This window comes from Indioceanicola profundi, from assembly GCF_003568845.1.
GTDB lineage: Bacteria > Pseudomonadota > Alphaproteobacteria > Azospirillales > Azospirillaceae > Indioceanicola > Indioceanicola profundi.
On the sequence record NZ_CP030126.1, the window covers coordinates 205,940 to 227,866 of the forward strand.

Below are 21,927 nucleotides of genomic sequence, written 5' to 3' on the forward strand. Positions count from 1 at the left end.
AGGACCCGCCGTGCAGCAGCCCGAAGACCTGCCCGCCCTCACCGCGCTCCGGGGCTTCGCGGCCCTGGCGGTGGCGGTCCATCATTTCTACGCCGCCCTACAGCTTGACCCGCCGACTGCGTTGATCCCGAACGGCTGGCTCTGGGTCGATCTGTTCTTCGCGCTGAGCGGTTTCGTGATGATGCATGTCTATGGCGCGGCCTTCGCGGGCGGCGCAACGGCGGCGGGATACGGCGCGTTTCTGAAGGCTAGGCTGGCCCGCATCTATCCCCTGCACCTCTTCACCATCGGCCTTGTCCTGCTGCTGGAAGGCGTGATGCTGGCGCTACGCCTGGCGGCCGGCGATGCGCCGGTGCCCTGGTTCGTGGAGAAGGGCTATCTGAACGAAGCCAGCGATGGCGTGAGCCTGCTTGGCAATCTGCTGCTGGTGCAGGCCTGGGGCATCTTTCCCGACCTGACCTGGAACCAGGTCGCCTGGTCGATCAGCGCGGAGTTCCTGGCCTATCTTCTCTTCCCGCCGCTGTGCCTGGCGCTGGGCTTGCTGGGCCGGGCGGGACGGATCGGGACGGGCCTGATCCTGGCCGTGGCCGCCTGTTTGTTCATGGGATGGGCTGATGGACGGCTGGACCTGACCTGGCAGGCGGGGGCCGTGCGCTGCCTGCTCGACTTCGGGGGCGGGGCGGGGCTGTACAGCGTGCTGGCGCTGGCCCGTGGCCGGCTGCGCTGGCTGGGCTCGGAGGCGGCCTGCGTGGCGATCACCGCCGCTGTCCTATGGCTGCTGCACAGTGATGCGCCGGTCTGGGCCGTGCTGGCCGGGTTCTTCGCCCTGGTGCCCGCCGCCGCCGCGAACAGGGGCCGGTTCGCCGCCCTGCTTGCCACGCCGGGACCGCAGGCGCTGGGGCGCTGGTCATATTCGGTCTATCTGCTGCACATTCTGGTGATGCTGGCGGTCCTGTCGGCGTTGCAGGTCGCCGCGGGCGTCCATAGCTGGGATGAGTTGGGGCGGCTGCCCTGGGGGCACGCCGTCCCGCTGCTGATCCTGTCCGTGACCCTGCCGTTGGCGGCGCTCACCTACCGGATGGTGGAGGTGCCGGGGCGGCGGCTGATCCGGGGGCTGGCGCTTCCGCGACTCCGCCGGGCGAACGGCGTGGCCGCGGAATAGGCCCGCGCTAATAGTCCCACTCGAACTGGACGCCGACCTGGCTCGTACGGCCGACCTCGCCGCGAAGCTGGATGTTCTGGTTGATGTCGTATTCCACCGTAGCTTCGCTCTGGCCGGTGCTCAGATCCTGCTCGACGCCGAGATAGATCTTGTCGCCGATATACCGGCCCGCCGCCACCGTCCCCAGCCCCTCGCCGGTCTCGCTTCCCCGGAACTCCAGCCGGTCCACGCCGAGGCCGCGCCTGACCGTGTCCAGCACGCCGGGGCCGCTGCCCAGCACGCCCGTCAACTGTGCCGCCCCCTGCGCCAGCTGCAAGGCCTCTAGGGCGGAGAGCTGGCCGATGCCGCGGTTGAACAGCAGCTGCGACAACACCTCGTCCTCCGGCACCGGCGGGTCCGAGGTCAGCGTGACCTGCGGCTTCTCCGGCGTGCCGGTCACGGCGATGATGGCCGTCAGGTCGTCGCGGGTGGTCTGCGCCTCGATATCCAACTGCGGCACCAGGGCGCTGCCGCCGGGGAAGGTGATGACGCCGCGGGTCAGGTTCAGGGTCTGCCCCAGGATGGACAGTTCACCTTTCACCAGGGTCACGGCGCCGACGACCTCCGGAGCGGAGGCGGTGCCGGTGATGTCCAGATCCGCCTTGAACTCGGCATCGAGGCCGCGCCCCTGGACATAGATCTCGTTCGGCGCGTCGACGTCGATCTTCAGGAAGATATCCAGCGTCTCCTCCCCGCCGGAGAGGGAGACGGTCTGCGGAGCCGCCCCGTCTTCCGCCGGCCCGGTCTGCGACGGCGCGCCGTCAGCCTGACGGGTTGGACGCCTGCCGGGGATCGGCGGAGGCGCGGCGGTCGCCTGGGGATCGTTCACCTCCACCACATCCAGGTCCACCACATCTGGCGGCAGGGTATCGGGCAGGGTCACATAGGCTTGGCGGATACCGATGTTCCCGGCCAGCAGCGCCTCGTCGAAGCTGCCGGTCAGAGACAGCTTGGCATCCGCGTCGGCGGTGATCCGATCGGTCTGGGCCACACGGGCACGATCCGCCGTCACCGTCACGTCGATCTGCCGGTCGCCGAAGGCCGGGTCGAAGCGGATGGCGCCGTCCGCGGTCAGGGTGCCGCCGTTCGGCGTACGGCCCTGGAAGGTGCGGATGGTCAGCCCGTCGGGATCGCCGTCCAGCAGCGCGGTGATGTCCTGGATGGTGGTGCCGTATTCCTGGTTTTCGTAGCGGCCGTTCTCCACCCGCACTGTCCCGGCCAGCCGCGTGTCGGCCATGGTGCCTTCCAGGTTGAGGTCGACCCGCATCAGGCCGGCGACCCGGTCGCCCGTAGCGGCCAGCACGTCGTTCAGAAGCGAGAGGTCCAGCTGCCCGTCCAGCTCCGCCCGGACCGGCCGGTCCTGCGGAATCTCGAACGCCAGGGGACCGCCGGCCAGGATCAGCGGCAGGCCGCCCCGCCCTGTGAGATCGACATTCTCTCCGCCCTGGGTGGTCAGGGTGACGTCCAGCCGTCCGCCGCGCCATTCCCCCTTCACATCCGCGTCCAGGGACGCGGTCTGTATCCGGTCGGGGGCAGTACGGAAATCCTGGATGGACAGGCCGAACCCGCCCACCGGCTCGGCCACGGTGCCGGACAGGCTGGCCTGCCCGTTCAGCTCGCCGCCCAGCTCAAGCGTCGGATCGACTAGCCGCGCCAGGGCCAGCGGCACCTGCCGTATGCGGAGGTCGGCCGCCAGCTTCTGACCGGTCAGATCGGCATCGACGGCGATGCTGGCCTGACCACTGGTGATTTCCAGCTCCTGGACCGCAAAGCCCTCGCCGGCGACGGTCAGCTCCGCCGGGCGGGCGATGCGGAAATTCTCGCCGTCATAGCTGCCGGTCAGGCTGGCGAGCCGAAGGCGGGTCCGCTGTTCCTCCAGCATCACCGTGCCCGCGGTATTCAGCTCCATCGGTCCGCCGGCCTGACCGATCAGGTCCAGGGCGACCTGCATCTCCTGCAGGGGCCCGTCCGCGGTGGCGGCGACCCGGTCAATGCGCGCTCCCGCGGCCTCGATGCCCTGGCCGTTCAGCTCCGCCTCGACCGCGGCCCCGTCCGGCTGGGCTGCATAGCTGCCGTTCAGGGTCAGGCGCTGTGCACGCTGCACCCCGTCGGGAAGGAGGCGGGCCAGATCGGTCAATTCCGCCGTCACCTGTGCCCGCTGGCGGCCATCGGGCGCGGTCAGCGAAATCTCCGCATTGCCGCTGCCGGTCAGCCGCTCCCCGGCAAGCGCGCCCAGCGTCGCCAGTTCCGGCAGGTCCGCATTGAGGTCGCCCGTTGCAGTGCCGGCCGCAAGATCGGCCGTCAACTCGCCGCGGACGGCATTCGCGCCGGCCTGTAACGCCAGCTCCGGCAGGCGCAGGGTCTGTTCCTGCATGTCGAAGCGGGTGGTCAGCTCCAGTGGCTGTTCATTCACGGTGCTCGTCAGGGCCAGCCGGCCCCGGGGGGCGGCCGGCAGGCCTTCCGCCGCCACTTCCGCCACCGCCTCCGGATAGCGGTTGCCCTGGAGAAGCAGGTCGCGGGCGCGAAGCGTGCCGTTGACGCTGAACCCGTCCAATGGGCCCTCCGCCCGCGCCTGCAAGGTGACTGCGCCCAGCATCGGGCTGCCCAGCGCCTGCCCGAGGGCGGTCAGGTCGGGCACTTCGGCCGCCAGCTCCGCCGTCAGCCGCTGGTCGGGCGACAGGGTCGCCTGGCCGGTGATGGTCGCCCGCTCCCCCGCGATGCGGAAACTCGGCACGCGGACCGCTTCGCCCACAGCCGCCGTGGCGGCCAGCTCCGTCTCCGGCGACAGCAGCGCGTCGGCGGCGGGGATGCCGGTGGACAGGTCGCGGGCACGGCCGTTCAATTCGGCATTCAGCACGCCGTCGTCGCCGCGGGCGACGTCCAGGTCCAGCCCCAGCGCGCCGGACAGGTCCTGTCCCGCGATGGGGGAAAAAGCGGCGAGGTTACCCGCTTCCAGATTCAGCCGGGCCTGCAGGGTCTCGCCCCAGCCGGCGGCGCGGCCCTGGCCGTTCATGTCCAGCACGGAGGAGTCCAGGGCCAGGCGGGAGATTTCCACCACGCCCCCCTCCGTCGCGACCTCGCCCACAATATCCAACTGGGCGCGAGGACCCAGCAGCTGCGTCAGGGCGGGATCGGGGGCGGTGGGGCCCTCCACCACGGCGCTGGCGTTCAGGCCGAAGCGGCCATAGCCGTCTTCCGGCGTTCCCAGCGCGGGATCGGTCACGGCGGTCAGGGTCAGGCGGTCGGCGGCCCAACCGGTGAAGGACGGTTCGATGACGCTCGCCGTCGCCGTTACCGCCGGCGCATCGACCGGACCCACGGCCTTGCCGGAAACCTGCACGGTCTGGAACGCGGCCTCGGGCGGAAGCAGCCTGCGGATCGGACCATCCCCGGTAACTGCGCCGTAATAGCCGAAATTCAGAGTCTGCTCGTCCAGCCGGTAGACGCCCTGGCCGGCGATGCTGCCGGCCGCCGCACGCAGGGAAATGCCGTCCAGGCTCAGCCGCTCTCCGGGGATGACGAAGCCGCCGGCGCCCAGATTCAGGTCCGGCCCCACCAGCTCCGCATATTCCGCCGGAAGCAGGGCCGCGATGTCGGCGGTCAGGTCCAGGCCGAAGGCAAAGACGTTGCCAGCCGGACGAATGCGCGCCTCCGCCGCGGCGCTGGCCACGTCGCCGGCCCGGGCGGACAGGTTTCCTGTCCAGTCGGTGAGGGGGCCGTCGCCGGTCAGGGTGATCTCCACCGGCGGCCGGCCCGGAATGTCCAACAGCCCCGCGATGACCCCGCCTTCCGGCTCCTGCGCCTTCAGATCGACGGTCAGGCGCTGGTCCGGCACATAGGTCGCGTCAAGCACCATGCTGCCGGGTTGGTCGTCGATGCGGTTCACCACCAGTTCGGCGCTGCCGCCCAGCTCGCCCCGCGGCAGCCGGGCGCTGCCCTCCGCCGTCAGCACGGCCGTCTGGCCGTTCAGCAGGGCTTCCCCCAGCTCGACCCGGTCCAGATCCAGCCGATCCACCACGACGTCGACGGGCAGCTCGAAGGGGCCGGTCTCTTCCTGCGGCTCATCCTGGGTTTCCGGCAGACGCTCCAGCGCTACGCGGCCGGCCCCGGCCAGTTCGACGCGGAAGGTGCGGGAGAGCAGCGAAGTCGGCGCCCAGTCCAGGCGCAGACCCTCCACGGTCAGCCAGATGCCCTTTTCGTCGGCCATGGTCAGGCGCCCCAGCCGCAGATCGTAGACATTGCCCTCGGCGCCGTCGATCTCCAGGCCCGGCACGAAGCTCTGGGCCTGGGACAGCGCGAAATCGCGGCCGGACCCGGTGGCAAGCCACGCCAGCGCGCCGCCGACGATCAGGATCAGCAGGCCCAGCAGGCCGGCCAGGATGAGCAGAGGCCACTTCAGGGCGGGATTCATCGTCATCTCCGGCCCTCAGAACGCTTGGCCCAGCGATATGTAAAGCTGCCAGTCGCTGTCGCGCTGACGCTTGTTCAGGGGGAAGGCGACGTCCAGCCGCAACGGCCCGATCCCGGTATAATAGCGCACGCCCAACCCGGCGCCCCAGCGCAGCTCCTCGTCGAAATCCGGATATTCGGAAATGAAGACATTGCCGCCGTCGATGAAGGGAACCAGCCCGATGCTCTCGGTCACCTTGAAGCGGACCTCCGCGCCGACCTCGATCAGGGAGCGTCCGCCCAGCGGCTCACCGTCGATGCCGATCGGCCCGACCTCCTGGTAGCCATAGCCGCGGACGGAACCGCCGCCGCCGGCGTAGAAGCGCTTGTCGGCAGGGATGTCCAGCAGGCCGCCGACGCCGACGATGCTGCCCAGCACGGCCCGGCCCGCCGCGACCATCGAGCCGTCGCCGCTGAAATCCCAATAGGCGCTGCCGCCGATGCGGCTGATGGTGAAACTCTCGCTGTCGCCGAAGGCGGCAAGGAAGGGAGTCACGGCGGCATTGGCGCGCCAACCGGTGGTCGGATTCAGCACATCGTTGGAGCGGTCCACCGTCAGGGTCGCCGGTATGCCGACCAGGGTATTGGTGGTGGTCTGCTCCCCCTCCTCGACGCGGGACTGTTCGAAGAACACGCCCAATGAGCCAGTCACGTCTTCCCACAGCAGCCGTTCGATGGCGCCGCTCAGCACGATGGCGTCGCGGCGGAAGGCGTCGGGCTGTTCCGACAGGGCCTGTGCCGACAGGGTCAGGGTCTGGCCGCGGATGTAGAAATCCGGTTCCTCGTAGGTGGCGCCGACCCGATAGTCGAATTCGCCCACATCGCCGAAACTGTCGCGGCCGACGCCGGCGATCTCCGCGCTGACGCGCAACCTCTCCGCCCCGCCGAACAGGTTCCGGTGACCCCAATAGGCGTTGCCGCCGAACCCTTCCTCAGTCGCGAAGTTGACGCCGAAGCCGATGAAGCGCAACTCCCGTTCCGTGAGGTCCACCGTGACGGGAGCGGTGCCGTCCGGCGTGGGCTGGTCGGCGACCCGCACCCGGATGCCGGAGAAGACGCCCAGATCGCTGAGATCCTCGCGGGCCTGGGCAATGTCTTCAGGATCGAATATCTGCCCGGTCTCCAGCGCCAGCCTGCGCCGGACGGTCCTCTCCTCCACCCGGTCCAGGCCCTGGACCGCGATCTCCCCGATGGTGACCAGGGGACCCGGAGCGACATAATAGGTGACCGTCATGCTGCGGTCCGAATGGTCGATCACCAGCCGCCGGTCGATGACGCGGTTATAGGCATGGCCGCGCTGGGCCAGCATCGGTCCTATGGCATCCTGTGCGGCGACGACGGCGGGCCCCGTAGCCACGTCGTCGGGATTCAGCCCCAGATCCCGCCCGGTGATGGGCGCGCCGGGCAGGGGAAGATCGCCAACCGGCTCCACCGTCACGGACTTGATCCGGTAACGCGGGCCCGGGATCACCTCCACGGTCACCTGCGCCGGGTTGGCTTGGGTGTCCACCTGGATGTTCAGGGTGGAATCGAAGTAGCCGGCGCTGCGAAGCGCGGCCGTCAGCCGTTCCTGATCGGCATCCGCCCTGCGGCGCAGCCCGATGGGGGAGGGCGGCGGGTCGTCGCGCAGGGTGAACAGGCGGGACACCTGCCGCAATGTTTCGCGCAGATCGCCCCCGGCCTCCCCGGTCAACCGCACCTCATAGGGCGTGTCCTGGGCCAGAGCCGGCGCCGATATGGCTGTGGCCGACAGCAGGACGGCCAGGAAAAGGGCGGAGCGGGTCGGGAAGTCACGCGTCATGGTTCATCGTAAACGGCATTCGACATAAAAAGTGACCCGTAAAAATGCATCTGCATCCTTCCGGCGGCCGGGCCGGTGCTTGGACAAGCAGATGAGGCTAGTTCGCTGCCGACAGATTTCATCCCTGCGGGCGGGGTACCCAGCAGGGGCCGGCAGCCCTGGACAGGGCCTTGCCGGCCGGGAAATCTGCCGGGGCAAATATGGCGAGGGAACGGCAGTCGCCGCCGGGCGGTGCCCTGGTCCGGCCAGCCATGCGCGAAGCGCCACCGGCTTCGGCGCAGGCCCCCCTTTCCCAGACTGTTCATGGTCGCTATATTGCGACGCAAGAAACCACCCGGCTCCTCCCGCCTACGCCTTTCGGCCATGCAGGAGGGGCCGGGTCTTTTTCATGGCCGTCCGGTCCCGCGTCTGAGCGGCAGGCCCGACCGCCCTTCAGACTCGAGATGCACTTCATGGAACTGCGCAACATCGCCATCATCGCGCACGTCGACCACGGAAAGACCACGCTGGTGGACATGCTGCTCAAGCAGTCCGGTACTTTCCGCGAGAACCAGCAGGTCGCCGAGCGCGCCATGGACAGCAACGACCTGGAGCGTGAGCGCGGGATCACCATCCTGGCGAAGTGCACCAGCGTCGTCTGGAACGACGTCCGCATCAACATCGTCGATACCCCGGGCCACGCCGACTTCGGCGGCGAGGTGGAGCGTATCCTGAACATGGTGGACGGTGTCTGCCTGCTGGTCGACAGCGCGGAAGGCCCGCTGCCGCAGACCAAGTTCGTGCTGGGCAAGGCGCTGAAGCTGGGCATGCGCCCGATGGTCGTCGTCAACAAGATCGACCGTTCCGACGCGCGGCCCGACGAGGTTCACAACGAGATTTTCGACCTGTTCGCCAGCCTGGACGCCAGCGACGAGCAGCTCGACTTCCCGACTCTGTTCGCTTCGGGCCGCAACGGCTGGGCCGTGTGGGACCTGAATGACGAGCGCAAGGACCTGACTCCGCTGTTCCAGCTCATCGTCGACCATGTGCCGGCGCCGAAGGTGGACAGCGTGGAGGAGCCCTTCACCATGCTGGCGACCACGCTGGAGGCGAACCCCTATCTGGGCCGCATCCTGACGGGCCGCATCCAGTCCGGCCGGGTCAAGACCAACATGGCGATCAAGGCGCTGTCCCGCGACGGCAAGCTGATCGAGCAGGGCCGCGCCTCCAAGGTGCTGGCCTTCCGCGGGCTGGAGCGTATTCCGGTGGAAGAGGCCGAGGCGGGCGACATCGTCGCCATCGCCGGCCTGACCAAGGCCACCGTGGCCGACACCATCTGCGACATGGCGGTGGAGAACCCGCTGGCCGCGCAGCCGATCGACCCGCCGACCCTGGCCATGACCTTCTCCGTCAATGACAGCCCGTTGGCGGGCCGCGAGGGCGACAAGGTCACCAGCCGCATGATCCGCGACCGCCTGTTCCGCGAGGCCGAGGGCAACGTGGCCCTGCAGATTCGCGAGACGGAGAATGCCGATGCCTACGAGGTGGCCGGCCGCGGCGAACTGCAGCTCGGCATCCTGATCGAGACCATGCGCCGCGAGGGCTTCGAGCTGTCCATCAGCCGTCCGCGCGTCGTCATGAAGACCGATCCGACCACCGGCCAGCGCCTCGAGCCGATCGAGGAGGTTGTCATCGACGTGGATGAGGAGTTCTCCGGCGTCGTCGTCCAGAAGCTCAATGAGCGCAAGGGCGACATGATGGAGATGAAGCCGTCGGGTGCGGGCAAGCTTCGCCTGGTGTTCCACGTCCCGTCGCGCGGCCTGATCGGCTATCAGGGCGAGTTCCTGACCGATACCCGTGGCACCGGCGTGCTGAACCGCCTGTTCCACAGCTACGCCCCGTACAAGGGCCCGATCCCGGGCCGCCGCAACGGCGTGCTGATCTCCAACTCCGACGGCGAGGCCGTGGCCTACGCCCTGTGGAACCTGGAGGACCGCGGCCCGATGATGATCGAGCCCGGCTGGAAGGTGTATGAGGGCATGATCGTGGGCGAGCACACCCGTGACAACGACCTGGAGGTCAATGTCATGAAGGGCAAGAAGCTCACCAACATCCGCACCACCAGCAAGGACGAGGCGGTCGTCCTGACGCCGCCGATCCGCATGAGCCTGGAGAAGGCCCTGTCCTACATCCAGGACGACGAGCTGGTGGAGGTGACGCCGAAGTCCATCCGCCTGCGCAAGAAGCTGCTGGACCCGAACGCCCGCAAGCGCTCCGAGAAGCAGGCCGAGGCCGGCTGAGCTTCGGCGACTTCGCCTGAGTGAATGGAAAACCCCTGCCCTGCGAAGGGCAGGGGTTTTTCTTTGGGCCGGAAAGGTGTCGCCTGCTGGTGGAAGACAAACCAGCCGCAGACCATGCGCATCCTGGGCAGCACGGTACTGCCGATAAGGCCCCATCCGCCTGAAATAAATTTCACGTGACGGGCGCAGGGTTTCTTCACTTCCTTCGTATCACTTGATGGGTAGCCGGCGCAGGGCCGTCCGGTCAGCCCCCCGTCGTCCGTGGTCGAGGTTCTTCCGTGAAGCGTCTTCTTGCTGCCGCCGCTGCGGTGATCGCCATTTCCGGTGCTGCCTATGGCTGGCAGGGCTGGTCCGCCGGTTCCACCCCCAAGCTTGATATCCAGACTGCCGCGGTGGAGCGTGGGACGGTGCGGAAGGTGGTTGCCACCTCCGGCCGGATCGGGGCCGTGACCACGGTGGAGGTCGGCTCCCAGCTCTCCGGCCAGATTCTGGAGCTGCTGGCCGACTACAACACGCAGGTGACCGAGGGGCAGACCATCGCCCGCATCGACCCCCGCACCTACCAGACCCGCCTGATCGAGGCGGAGGCGGCCGTGGCGGTGGCGAACGCCTCGGTGAAGCTCCAGACCGCCACGCTCCAGCGCAACAAGGCCACGCTGGAAAAGGCCCGGGCCGATTTCGAGCGCGCGGAATCCCTGCGCGCCCGCGGCAACGTCTCCGACGCTAGCTATGACGCGACCAAGACGGCGCTGGATGTCGCTCGCGCCGATGTGGCGGTGGCGGAGGCGCAGCTGGCCAATGCGGAGGCGACACTGAAACAGCGCGACGCCGCCCTGGACAGCGCCCGCATCGATCTGGACCGCACCTATATCCGCGCGCCCATCGACGGAACGGTGATCGACCGCAGCGTCGATCTCGGCCAGACCGTGGCCGCCAGCCTTCAGGCGCCTGTGCTGTTCGTCATCGCCGGCGACCTGACCCGCATGCAGATCGAAGCGCAGGTGGACGAGGCGGATATCGGCCAGGTGCAGGAGGGCAATCCCGTGAACTTCACGGTGGACGCCTTCCCCGACCGCAACTTCACAGGCGTGGTGGAGCAGATCCGGCTTCAGCCGACGGAGACCTCCTCCGTTGTCACCTACACGGTCATCATCTCCGCCGAAAACCCCGGCCGTCGCCTGCTGCCCGGCATGACGGCCAATGTGGAGATCGTGTCCGGCGAGCGCAGCGATGTCCTGACGGTCGCCAACGAGGCGTTGCGGTTCCAGCCCCGCGGCACCGCCCTGGCGCTGGTGCCGGAGGAGCACAAGGCCGCGGCAACGGGTACGGCCGGCGCTGCGGCGGGCGGCAACCCCATGCTGGACCGCTTGGCGCAGGAGCTGAACCTGACCGACGTGCAGAAGACGGAGGCCGGGCAGGCCATGCGCGCTTTGTTCGAGCGTCGCCGCGCGGCGGCCGAGGCCGGCGGTCCTGCGCCCGACCCGCAGGCGATCCGCCAGGAGATGGCCCAGGCGCTGGAGCCGATCCTGACGGCAGAGCAGATGGCGAAGTTCCGTGAGATGCGCCCGCCCCAGCGTCCGGCCGACGGCGGCCGGGCGGCCACGATCTGGACCCGCGGCAATGACGGGAACCTGATCCCGGCCCGTATCCGCGTTGGCCTGTCCGACGACATGGCGACGGAAGTGCTGGGCGGGCTGGAAGAGGGCGCCCGTGTCGTCACCCGCGTCCGCGTCCCGGCAGGAGGTGCGGAATGACCGTGATCGAACGGGAGGTCGGGACGGAACGGTACCGTGCGCCGGTGACCGCCCAGGCCGCCGCCCTGATCGTCGGCCGCGGCCTGACCAAGACCTACCGCATGGGCGACACCGAGGTGCACGCCCTGCGCGGCGTCGATGTGGACATAGCCGAGGGCGACTATGTGGCGGTCACCGGGGCCTCCGGCTCCGGCAAGTCCACCCTGATGGGGCTCTTGGGGGCGCTCGACCAGCCCAGCTCCGGCACGCTGACCGTGGCGGGGCGGGAGCTGTCGCGCCTGTCCACGGATGAGCTGGCGGGATTCCGGAACCAGGTGGTGGGCTTCGTCTTCCAGCATTTCCACCTGCTGCCCCGCACGGCCGCCGTGGACAATGTGGCCCTGCCGCTTCTCTATGGCCGGCATCCGGGCAACCGGCATGAACGCGCCATGGAATGCCTGCGCATGGTCGGGCTGGGGGAGCGGGCGGACCACCACCCATCCCAGCTTTCCGGCGGGCAACAGCAGCGCGTCGCCATCGCCCGTGCCCTGGTCAACCGCCCGCGCATCCTGCTGGCGGACGAGCCGACGGGCGCCTTGGACAGCCGCATGTCGGACGAAATCATGGACATCTTCGACCGCCTGAACCGGGAGGAGGGGATCACCATCGTGCTGGTGACGCACGAGGCCGATGTGGCCGCCCGTGCCCGCCGCCGCCTTGTGTTCCGGGACGGGCTGATCGCGGAGGATGTCGAGCAGCGCCCCTGGGAGGGCCGGTCATGACAATCTGGTCCCAGATGCTGGTGGCGTTCCAGGCCCTGCGGCTGAACGCGCTCCGCAGCCTGCTCGCCATGCTGGGCGTCATCATCGGCGTCGCCTCCGTCATCGTCATGGTCTCCATCAGCAGCGGCGCCCGCCAGGTGGTGGAAAGCCAGATCCAGTCGCTTGGCAGCAACCAGCTCATGGCCTTCCCCGGAAGCTCCAACATGGGCGGGCGGCGCGGCGGGTCCGGTTCCGCCACCCCCTTCTCCGACGGGGATGTGGAGGCCATCGCCAACCGGGTGCCGGGCGTCGTCACCGCCGTGGGCGTGGTCCAGGGTTCCGCCCCGCTGGTCGCGGGCAATGTGAACTGGACCACCAGCGTGCTGGGCGTCGGCCCGGACTATCCGCAGGTGCGCGACTGGAGCATTGGCGAAGGCCGTTTCTTTGGCGCCGGCGAGGTCCGCTCCTCCGGCAAGGTGGCCGTGCTGGGCCGCACCGTGGCCGAGAAGATGTTCGAGGGCGCGGACCCGGTCGGCGCGACCATCCGCATCCGCAACATCCCCTTCAAGATCATCGGCGTGCTGGCGGAGAAGGGGGCCAACATGATGGGCTCCGACCAGGACGATCTGGTGCTGGTGCCCGTCAGCACCGCCCGAACCCGCCTGTTCGGCCGCGACGACACCGTTCCCGACCGGGTCCAGCAAATGCTGATCCAGATCGAGCCGGGGGAGGACATGGCCATGGTGCAGGGGGATATTGAAACCCTACTGCGGGAGCGGCGGCGCATCCGCCCCGGCGGGCAGGACGACTTCTCCGTCCGGAACCTGGCGGAGTTCATCCGGGCCCGGACGGCGACCCAGGCCACGCTCGGCCTGCTGCTGGGCGCCACGGCCGCCATCTCCCTCCTGGTCGGCGGCATCGGCATCATGAACATCATGCTGGTGTCGGTGACGGAGCGGACGCGGGAGATCGGCCTCCGCCTCGCGGTCGGCGCGCGCCCCCGCGACGTGCTGGGCCAGTTCCTGGTGGAGGCGGTGACCCTGTGCCTTGTGGGCGGGGCCATCGGCGGGCTGATCGGCATGGCTGGTTCCTTCGCCATGGCGCAGTTCGGGGACTGGCCGGTGGCGGTGGACCCTTCCATGGTCGGGCTGGCCCTGGGCTCCTCCCTGCTGGTGGGAGTGTTCTTCGGTTTCTACCCGGCCCGGCGCGCCGCCAGGCTGAACCCCATTGAGGCCCTGCGCTTCGAGTGACCGGAAGGCGAAGCTCTCTCTGTTCGGAGAGGGCTTCCGACCCGGACGGAGGGCGGCCCTATCCACATGGTCTGCCCTGACCTGTCTTGCCGCCTGATTCAGGTCAATTTGGCGGTAAGGCTGGGAACAGGCCCCGCGGGTTGCCTTGCGCCTGCCGTGCTTTCCTTCGTAAGCTTCCCCCTGACCAGCCCCGGGCTGGATACATACCGAAAAGATCAGGAGGGACCACCATGGTCGACGTCGTCATCGCCGGTGCGGCACGCACTCCCATCGGCGCCTTCAATGGCGGCCTCAGCACCGTTCCCGCCCACTATCTGGGCGAGGTCGCGATCCGTGAGGCGCTGGCCCGCGCCAAGACCGACGCGGCGGAGGTGGATGAGGTGGTCTTGGGCCAGGTCCTGACCGCCGGCACCGGCCAGAACCCGGCCCGTCAGGCCGCCGTCAACGCCGGCATCCCGGTGGAGCGGACGGCCTATGGCATCAACCAGCTCTGCGGCTCCGGCCTGCGCACGGTGGCGCTGGGCTTCCAGGCCATCAAGCTGGGCGATGCGGACATCATCGTCGCCGGCGGGCAGGAGAGCATGTCCCAGGCGCCCCACTGCATGCATCTGCGCGCCGGCACCAAGATGGGCGACGCGTCCATGATCGACACCATGATCAAGGACGGCCTCTGGGACGCCTTCAACGGCTACCACATGGGCGGCACTGCCGAGAACGTGGCCGAGAAGTGGCAGATCACCCGCGAGCAGCAGGACCAGTTCGCTGCCGCCAGCCAGCAGAAGGCGGAAGCGGCCATGAAGGCCGGCCGCTTCAAGGATGAGATCGTTCCCGTCACCATCAAGGGCCGCAAGGGCGATGTCGTGATCGACACGGACGAGCATCCCAAGCACGGCACCACGGCGGAGGCGCTGGCCAAGCTGCGCCCGGCCTTCAAGAAGGACGGTTCCGTCACCGCCGGCAATGCGTCGGGCATCAATGACGGTGCCGCCGCCCTGGTGCTGATGAGCGCCGAGAGCGCCGCCAAACGCGGGGCGCAGCCCCTGGCCCGCATCGTTTCCTGGGCCACCGCCGGCGTCGATCCGGCCATCATGGGCTCCGGCCCGATCCCGGCCTCCCGCCTCGCCCTGAAGAAGGCCGGCTGGACCCCGGACCAACTTGACCTGATCGAGGCGAACGAGGCCTTCGCCGCGCAGGCCTGCGCCGTGAACAAGGATCTGGGCTGGGACACCTCCCGGGTGAACGTCAATGGCGGGGCCATCGCGCTCGGCCATCCGATCGGCGCCTCGGGCGCCCGCGTCCTGGTCACCCTGCTGCATGAAATGCAGAAGCGCGACGCCAAGCGCGGCCTCGCCACACTGTGCATCGGCGGCGGCATGGGTGTCGCCATGTGCGTGGAGCGCGACTGATCGCCTGTTAGCCCCCGCCGAACCCGGAATCCCGGGCGTCGGCGGGGAGCCCCGCGCGTCGGAGAATTTACGCAGAGTGTCTTACGGCCCATGAAGAATTAGGACCAGTCAGGGCAGAGCCCTGCATCCATAAGGGGGGAAACATGGCACGAGTGGCAGTTGTGACCGGCGGCACCCGCGGCATCGGCGAGGCGATCTCCGTCGGACTCAAGGAGAAGGGCTACAAGGTCGCGGCGACCTATGCCGGCAACGAGAAGGCTGCCCAGGAATTCACCGAGCGCACCGGCATCCCGGCCTACAAGTTCGATGTCAGCGACTTCGAGGCCTGCCAGAGCGCGATCAAGCAGATCGAGAGCGATCTCGGCCCGGTGGAGGTGCTGGTGAACAATGCCGGCATCACCCGCGACGGCGTCATGCACCGCATGACCCCCGAGCAGTGGAACGCGGTGATCCAGACCAACCTGACGAGCTGCTTCAACATGTGCCGTTGCGTGATCGACGGCATGCGGGAGCGCAGCTTCGGCCGGATCGTCAATATCGGCTCCATCAACGGGCAGGCCGGCCAGTACGGCCAGGTGAACTACGCCGCGGCCAAGTCCGGCATCCACGGCTTCACCAAGGCCCTGGCCCAGGAAGGGGCGGCGAAGGGCATCACCGTCAACGCCATCGCGCCGGGCTATATCGACACCGACATGGTGCGCGCGGTGCCGCCCAACGTGCTGGAGAAGATCGTCGCCAAGGTGCCCGTCGGCCGCCTTGGCAAGGCGGAGGAGATCGCCCGCGGCGTGGCCTTCCTGGTGGCGGACGACGCCGGCTTCATCACCGGCTCCACCCTGTCCATCAATGGCGGCCAGCACATGTACTGATCCCTGCGGGATCGGAATTCCAGCGGCCCCTGGACCCTGTCCGGGGGCCGTTTGCTGTTCTGGCCACTCACACAGCTCCGGTCCGGTCATGTCCCACACCTTCCCCGATCACCCGCGCGTCGGCGTCGGCGTCCTTGTCTGGAAAGGGGATGCCCTGCTGCTGATCCGGCGCGGCAAGCCGCCCGGCATGGGGGAGTGGAGCCTGCCCGGCGGGAGCCAGGAGTTGGGGGAGACCCTGTTCGAAACTGCCGCGCGGGAGGTGATGGAGGAGACCTGCATCACGGCACGGCCGGTCGCCGTACTCACCGCCGTGGACAATATCGTGCAGGACCCGGACGGGCGGGTGCGCTTCCACTACACCATCGTGGACGTGGTCGCCGAATGGCAGGCGGGGGAACCGGTGGCCGCCACCGATGTGCTGGAGGCCCGCTGGGCCACACCGCAGGAATGGCGCAGCCTCGTCGTCTGGCAGCCCCTGCTGGAGGTGCTGGAGATGGCGCTGGCGGCGCGGCAGGGTTGCGGATGAGTGGGTCTTGCCCGCAATCTCCGCCTGCGCTATGGTCCGCCCCGGTCGGCAGTTCACCCAGGCGTCGCCACCCCGGTCGGGGAGCTAAACCTGCCTTCATCAGTTTTCGACGGACACTTATCCCGTGCCGCGTCGGAAGGGCGACCACCGGCATCCTCCCCGGACAGGCACCATGGGGATAAGCCATGTCTAAAGAGTTTCTGCCCTTCCAGGCGGCGGACATCTCCGCCCTTGCCAAATCCCTCCGCACGCAGCTCGCCGGCCATGACGGCCAGCCCGGCCATGTGGAAATGCTGAACATGCTGGCGCGATCCGCGGGCTACCGGAATTTCCAGCATTTCCGCGCCCAGCTCGAAGCGCGGCAGCGGCTGGAGGCAGCGCCGGAACCGCCGCCCGCGGTGGATTTCGTCAAGCTCGCCAAGCTGGCCCGGTTCTTCGCAGCCGACGGGCGGATGATCCGCTGGCCATCGAAGTTCAGCCACCAGGAACCCTGCCTCTGGGTGCTCTGGTCCCGCCTGCCGCCGCGGCGGACCTTCACGGAGCCGGAGATGAACGTGCTGCTGGCCGAACAGCACATGTTCGGCGATCACGTCCTGCTGCGCCGGGAAATGGTGAACTACCGCATGATCGGCCGCACCACCGATGGCCGCAGCTACTGGCGCATCGAACGGGAACCCCCGGCCGAGGCCGTCGCCCTGATCCGGCAGGTGACTGGGCGCAAGCGGCAGCCGGGCTAACCCGCGCCGGCCTCCATGGTCCTCCTCACCCTGAGCCTGCCGTTGCTGCGCGGATGGTCACCCTGCGACAGGCTCAGGATGAGGGCGGTTGGGCTCAGGATGAGCGGGAAATGACTGCGGCAGGGTCGCTCCCACCTCCACCACCCGCTCGATCCCGATGGCGTCCAGGAACCAGGGATCGTGGCTGACCACCAGCAGGGCGCCGTCATAAGTCCGCAAGGCGGCTTCCAGCGCCTCCATGCTTTCCAGGTCAAGATGATTGGTGGGCTCGTCCAGCATCAGGAGTTGGGGCGGGGCGCCGGCCAGTTCCGCCGCCAGGGCTGCGCGCAGACGCTCCCCGCCGGAAAGCTGGGCGACCGGCTTCAGCGCGGCGCTGTTGCGGAACAGGAAGGTGGCGAGCGCCGCGCGGCAGGCTTGGTCGGGCAGGTCCGGGTTCCGGGCGCGCACGGCATCCAGCACCGTGCCGCCGGCCGGTAGGGACAGGCGCTGGTCCAGCAGGGCCCACCGTTCCACCCCCAGCCGCACTGTTCCGGCTTCCGGCGCAATGCGTCCGGCGATTACGGCCAGGGCGGTGCTCTTGCCGGACCCATTCGGTCCAGCCAGCGCCACCCGCTCCGGCCCGGTCAGGGCAAGGGACAGGCCGGATAGGGCTTGGCGGGCGGCACCCGGGTGCCGGGCCGCCACATCCTCCATCACCAGCACGCTCTTGCCCCGCGGCAGGCCGGTCGAGGGCAGCGCCAGGGACAAGGTGCGCCGGATTTCCAGCTCTGCCCGCGCCGCCTCCAGCTCCGCCAGCGTATTCCCGGCCTGTCGTTCTGCCAGCCGGCGCAGGCGGCTGCCATGGTTCTCCGCAGCATCCTCCCTGGCATCCAGCAGCATCTTCGACTGGCTGCCGTCCCGCTGGGCCTTGCCGATGCGGGCGCGGCGGGCGGCGCGTTCCGCGGCCTCCTGCGCCGTGCGGCGGATGCGGTCGCGTTCCTTCTCCGCATCGGCCAGCCGCCGCTCCGCCGCCATCACCTCCAGCTCCTTGGCGGAGCGGTAGGCGGAATAGTTGCCGCCGTACCAGCGCAGCCCCAGGCCGGACAACTCGGCGATACGGTTCATCGCCTCCAGCAGGGTGCGGTCGTGGCTGACGGCCAGCAGCCCGCCCCGCCAGCCGCGGACCATCGTGTAGAGCGCCGCCCGCCCCTCCGCATCGAGATCATTGGTGGGCTCGTCCAGCACCAGCAGTTCGGGCCTGTCGAGGTGGATGCGGGCCAGCCGCACCCGTGTCGCCTGCCCGCCGCTGAGGCTGGACAGCGGCCGGTCCAGCGCGATGTCGGGGACACCTGCTTGCGCCAGGGCCTCCGCCGCCCGTTCGGCCAAGGCCCAATCCTCACCGACGGCATCGAAGTCGGCCGGATCGGTTCCGCCGGCTTCGATCCGGGCCAGCGCCTGCAGCTTCCTGTCGATCCCCAGCGCCTGTGCCACCGTGGTTCGGGGGGCGGGCCGCTGGGTGAGATAAAGGAAGCGGCCACTGCGCGCCACATGGCCGGAGGCAGGGGCGAGATCGCCCAGCAGCAGGCGCAGCAGGGTGGTCTTTCCCGCGCCATTGGCGCCGACCAGCCCGACCCGCTCCGCCCCGATGCTGAGGCTGAGATCGTTGAAGAGAGGCGTATCGGGAGACCAGGCGAACGAGAGACGGTCCGCGGAAAGACAGGGTACGGGCATGGATCGGCACCTCGGTGAACGCAGGACGGGCGGTTCAGCGGTGCTTCCGATCCATCTCTCGATACTCCTGTTCGTGTGTGGCCTTGTTTAAACACATCCGAGATCGGATGTAAATAGGCGGACGCGGGAAAATGCGCGTCTGGGCCGGATCAGGCCGGATAGTCGATGCCCCTCGACACCAGCCATGCCCGGAACCGCATGATCTTCTCCTCGATCAGGCAGGTGGGCGGCTGGTCGGCGAGTTCGCGGTCATAGGCTGCGCGCAGTTCGAGCTGCTCGATCTCGTCCAGCTCTTTCCAGTCCCGCATGCCTGTCTCCCTGGGCATGAAATGCGAAAAGCCCGCCGGATTTCCCCGGCGGGCTTCGTCACATCGGCTGGCGCCGGGAAGGGGAGGGGATCAGCCCTCGGCCTTCTCGTTCATGCCGCGGCCGGTGGTGCGCTCGGCGATACGGGCGGACTTGCCGCGGCGGCCGCGCAGGTAATACAGCTTGGCGCGACGGACATCGCCCTTGCGGATGACCTCGATGCTGTCGATGCGCGGGCTGTACAGCGGGAAGATACGCTCCACGCCCTCGCCGTAGGAGATCTTGCGCACGGTGAAGCTGCTGTTCAGCCCGGCGTTCTTGCGGGCGATCACGACGCCCTCATAGGCCTGGACGCGCTCGCGGCTGCCTTCGACCACCTTCACATTGACCTTCACGGTGTCGCCCGGGGAGAATTCCGGAACGGCGCGGTTGGCGGTCAGCTTCTGAACCTGCTCGTGCTCGAGCTGCTGGAGGATATTCATCTCGACTGTCCTTCGGTACTTCCGCCGCCGGCCTCTTGCCGGTCGTCGGTCTGGGTTGGCAGGGCCGTCGCCTTGCGGGCGCGGCGTTTTTTGTTCACCTTTGGAGCCGGGCGGCTTTCCAGGTATCGGGACCACAAATCGGGGCGACGCTCCGCCGTGATCCGTTCCGCCTGTTCGAGCCGCCAAGCCCGGACATTCCCATGATGGCCGGATAAAAGGACTTCCGGCACCATGCGGCCGCGCCATTCGGCGGGCCTTGTGTAGTGCGGGTACTCGAGGAGCCCCCGCTCAAAACTCTCTTCCCCGGCCGTTTCGACATTGCCCATGACCCCCGGCAGAAGCCGGACCACGGCGTCGATCAGGCAGAGCGCCGCGGGCTCGCCGCCCGACAGCACGAAATCGCCCAGGGAGACCTCCTCCAGGCGATGTTCCTCGATCACCCGCTCATCGACCCCTTCATAGCGGCCGCAGAGCAGCGTCACGACGGGAGCCGCCGCGAGTTCCCGCACCAGTTCCTGGTCCAGGACCCGTCCGCGTGGGCTGAGATAGATCACCCGTCCCCGTTCCGGCCCGCGTGCCAGCGTATCGCTGAGCGCCGCATCCAGAACATCGGGCCGCATGACCATACCGGGTCCGCCGCCGAACGGGGTGTCGTCCACGGAGCGATGCTTATCGCGCGCGAACGACCTTATGTCCACTGTTTCCAGCGTCCAGGTCCCGTTTTCCAACGCCTTCCCGGCCAGGCTCTGCCCCAGCGGCCCGGGGAACATCTCCGGGAACAGGGTCAGCACCCGCACGCGCCAGGGCTGGCGCGGGCTTTCGCCCGGAAGGTCGGGCGCGTCCGTGGTCACGGACGGCTCTCCTCTGCGCCGGTCTGCTCCCCGTCGGCCTCGTTCCCGTCATCCAGCTCGATCTCCACAATCTCGTTCTCCTGCTCGGGCGTGAGCTGGGGACCGGCGGAGGCGAACAGGTTGTCCGGCGGGGCGACGATCAGGCGGCCGGCCTTCACGTCCACCACCGGCACGCAGGCCTTGGTGAAGGGCACGAAGACCGTCTTCCCGTTGGGCAGGGCGAACTCCACCATGTCGCCGGCGCCGAAATCGTACAGCGCCTTGACGGTGCCGAAGACATCGCCGGACTCCGTCACGGCCTCCAGGCCGATCAGGTCCGCATGGTAGAACTCGTCCTCATCCTCCGGGGCCGGCAGCCGGTCCCGGCCGACATAGAGGCGGAGGCCCTTCAGCGCGTCGGCGGCGTTGCGGTCCTTCACCCCCTCGACCGAAGCCAGGAAATGATCCTTGCCCGTGCCGGTCATGGCGAGGGTGAGGGGCTTCGTCCCCTTCTCATCGGTCAAGGGCATGTAGCCGAAGACATCCTCCGGCACTTCGGTGAAGCTCTTCAGCTTCACCCGCCCGTGCACCCCGTGGGAGCCGACGATCTGGGCAACGCAAACGCGGTCTGACATGACAGCCTGATTCTGAACGTGTGAGCTTGCCGATGCCCAGGCCGGAGCGGCAGACCCCTACTGTCCCGCCGCCCCGGCCTTCGCCGGGGTAACGGAAAATCGGGATTGCCGGACCGGCCGGGGAACCGGGAAGCGGGAGGGATGCGCCCTCCCGCCCATGTCCGTGCCCGGATTACTCCGCGGCGCCGGCGGCGGCGGCCTTGGCGCGCTCCTGGGCCTTCGCCTTCGGGGCGGACTTCTTCGGGGTGTCGCGGAACTTGGGCATCTCGATGATGTTGGCCTTGCCTAGCATCTTGGCGACGCGGTCGGTCGGCTGGGCGCCCTTGGCCAGCCACTCCTTGATGCGATCTTCCTTCAGGGTCACGCGCTCCGGATGGTCCTGCGGGACCATCGGGTTGTAGGTGCCGACCTTCTCGATGAAGGAGCCGTCGCGCGGGGCGCGGCTGTTGGCCACGACGATGGCGTAGAACGGACGCTTCTTGGCGCCACCGCGGGTCAGGCGAATCTTCACGGACATGGGTACTGGTCCTCTTCTCTCTTGATGTGTCAGCCCTGCTCGGGGCTTTCCGGAACGTAGGTCACCGCCTCGATATTGTGCCCGTCCGGATCGAGCACGAAGGCGGCGTAGTAGGTCGGCGTATAGTGCGGGCGCAGGCCCGGACCGCCATTGTCCGTGGCACCGTTCTCCAGCGCCACGCGATGGAAGGCCTGCACCTGCTCCGTGCTGGCCGCACGGAAGCAGATATGGCCGCCATTGTTGAACCGCGCCTCGCCCCGTGCAGGGTCGAGCGGCAGGTTGATGATGAAGAAGGTCTCGCCCCGCCGCCCATAGGCGATGTGGTCGTGATCCTCGAACAGACGCCCGACGCCCAGCGTCGCCAGCACCTTGTCGTAGAAGGCGGCGGAGCGGGGGAGGTCGGAGACCCCGAGGGAGACGTGCGCGACCAGCATGGCG

At 68.6% G+C, this 21,927-nt stretch carries 18 protein-coding genes; 9 read left to right on the forward strand and 9 right to left on the reverse strand.

Features of this window, described 5'->3' with window-relative positions:
• Nucleotides 1–10 precede the first annotated feature (10 nt).
• On the forward strand, nt 11–1,162 hold the full coding sequence (locus DOL89_RS01020) for an acyltransferase family protein (protein ID WP_119677479.1): 1,152 nt from the start codon (nt 11–13) through the stop codon (nt 1,160–1,162).
• A gap of 7 nt (nt 1,163–1,169) precedes the next feature.
• Here DOL89_RS01020 and DOL89_RS01025 read toward each other — a convergent pair whose 3' ends face one another.
• Both DOL89_RS01025 and DOL89_RS01030 read right to left on the reverse strand, forming a co-directional pair.
• Nucleotides 1,170–5,618 carry a translocation/assembly module TamB domain-containing protein gene (locus tag DOL89_RS01025; protein WP_162937255.1) on the reverse strand — a complete coding sequence of 1,483 codons (4,449 nt, stop codon included), beginning with the start codon at nt 5,616–5,618 and terminating at the stop codon, nt 1,170–1,172.
• A gap of 9 nt (nt 5,619–5,627) precedes the next feature.
• Entirely contained in the window at nt 5,628–7,451 is a 1,824-nt protein-coding gene (locus DOL89_RS01030) for an autotransporter assembly complex protein TamA (RefSeq protein ID WP_119677481.1), read from the reverse strand.
• 452 nt (nt 7,452–7,903) lie between these two features.
• Here DOL89_RS01030 and typA point away from each other — a divergent pair, with 452 nt between their 5' ends.
• The 8 genes from typA to DOL89_RS01070 all read left to right on the forward strand — a co-directional run bounded on the left by typA (nt 7,904) and on the right by DOL89_RS01070 (nt 17,009).
• A complete protein-coding gene (typA, locus tag DOL89_RS01035; protein WP_119680155.1) occupies nt 7,904–9,730 on the forward strand; it encodes a translational GTPase TypA in 1,827 nt (608 codons plus the stop codon).
• A 278-nt stretch (nt 9,731–10,008) separates the two neighbouring features.
• Nucleotides 10,009–11,484 (forward strand): efflux RND transporter periplasmic adaptor subunit, encoded by a 1,476-nt coding sequence (locus tag DOL89_RS01040; protein WP_119677482.1) that lies wholly within the window; start codon nt 10,009–10,011, stop codon nt 11,482–11,484.
• Entirely contained in the window at nt 11,481–12,245 is a 765-nt protein-coding gene (locus tag DOL89_RS01045; RefSeq protein ID WP_119677483.1) for an ABC transporter ATP-binding protein, read from the forward strand. Before DOL89_RS01040 ends, DOL89_RS01045 begins: the two co-directional genes overlap by 4 nt.
• Nucleotides 12,242–13,474, forward strand: coding sequence for an ABC transporter permease (locus DOL89_RS01050; RefSeq protein WP_119677484.1), 1,233 nt, complete (start codon nt 12,242–12,244; stop codon nt 13,472–13,474). The genes DOL89_RS01045 and DOL89_RS01050 overlap by 4 nt, the downstream gene beginning before the upstream one ends.
• 230 nt (nt 13,475–13,704) lie before the next feature.
• Nucleotides 13,705–14,880, forward strand: a complete 1,176-nt coding sequence (locus DOL89_RS01055) for an acetyl-CoA C-acetyltransferase (protein ID WP_119677485.1) — start codon at nt 13,705–13,707, stop codon at nt 14,878–14,880.
• Between the two features lie 143 nt (nt 14,881–15,023).
• Nucleotides 15,024–15,746: an acetoacetyl-CoA reductase gene (gene phbB / locus DOL89_RS01060; protein ID WP_119677486.1), complete on the forward strand. Its 723-nt coding sequence runs from the start codon at nt 15,024–15,026 to the stop codon at nt 15,744–15,746.
• Nucleotides 15,747–15,834: 88 nt separating this feature from the next.
• Nucleotides 15,835–16,272, forward strand: a complete 438-nt coding sequence (locus DOL89_RS01065) for an NUDIX hydrolase (protein ID WP_119677487.1) — start codon at nt 15,835–15,837, stop codon at nt 16,270–16,272.
• A 185-nt stretch (nt 16,273–16,457) separates the two neighbouring features.
• On the forward strand, nt 16,458–17,009 hold the full coding sequence (locus DOL89_RS01070; RefSeq protein ID WP_119677488.1) for a DUF2087 domain-containing protein: 552 nt from the start codon (nt 16,458–16,460) through the stop codon (nt 17,007–17,009).
• Between the two features lie 57 nt (nt 17,010–17,066).
• On the opposite strand, the gene DOL89_RS01075 is transcribed toward DOL89_RS01070, so the two are convergent.
• The 7 genes from DOL89_RS01075 to DOL89_RS01100 form a co-directional block, all read right to left on the reverse strand.
• On the reverse strand, nt 17,067–18,719 hold the full coding sequence (locus DOL89_RS01075; protein WP_119677489.1) for an ABC-F family ATP-binding cassette domain-containing protein: 1,653 nt from the start codon (nt 18,717–18,719) through the stop codon (nt 17,067–17,069).
• A 149-nt stretch (nt 18,720–18,868) separates the two neighbouring features.
• Entirely contained in the window at nt 18,869–19,027 is a 159-nt protein-coding gene (locus DOL89_RS24700) for a hypothetical protein (RefSeq protein ID WP_162937256.1), read from the reverse strand.
• A 90-nt stretch (nt 19,028–19,117) separates the two neighbouring features.
• A complete protein-coding gene (rplS, locus tag DOL89_RS01080) occupies nt 19,118–19,507 on the reverse strand; it encodes a 50S ribosomal protein L19 (protein WP_119677490.1) in 390 nt (129 codons plus the stop codon).
• Nucleotides 19,504–20,277, reverse strand: coding sequence for a tRNA (guanosine(37)-N1)-methyltransferase TrmD (trmD, locus tag DOL89_RS01085; protein ID WP_119680156.1), 774 nt, complete (start codon nt 20,275–20,277; stop codon nt 19,504–19,506). The genes rplS and trmD overlap by 4 nt, the downstream gene beginning before the upstream one ends.
• Nucleotides 20,278–20,354: 77 nt before the next feature.
• Entirely contained in the window at nt 20,355–20,972 is a 618-nt protein-coding gene (gene rimM / locus DOL89_RS01090; protein ID WP_119677491.1) for a ribosome maturation factor RimM, read from the reverse strand.
• Between the two features lie 172 nt (nt 20,973–21,144).
• Nucleotides 21,145–21,489 (reverse strand): 30S ribosomal protein S16, encoded by a 345-nt coding sequence (rpsP, locus tag DOL89_RS01095; protein ID WP_119677492.1) that lies wholly within the window; start codon nt 21,487–21,489, stop codon nt 21,145–21,147.
• Between the two features lie 29 nt (nt 21,490–21,518).
• A complete protein-coding gene (locus DOL89_RS01100) occupies nt 21,519–21,923 on the reverse strand; it encodes a VOC family protein (RefSeq protein ID WP_225889846.1) in 405 nt (134 codons plus the stop codon).
• Between the last annotated feature and the right edge of the window lie 4 nt (nt 21,924–21,927).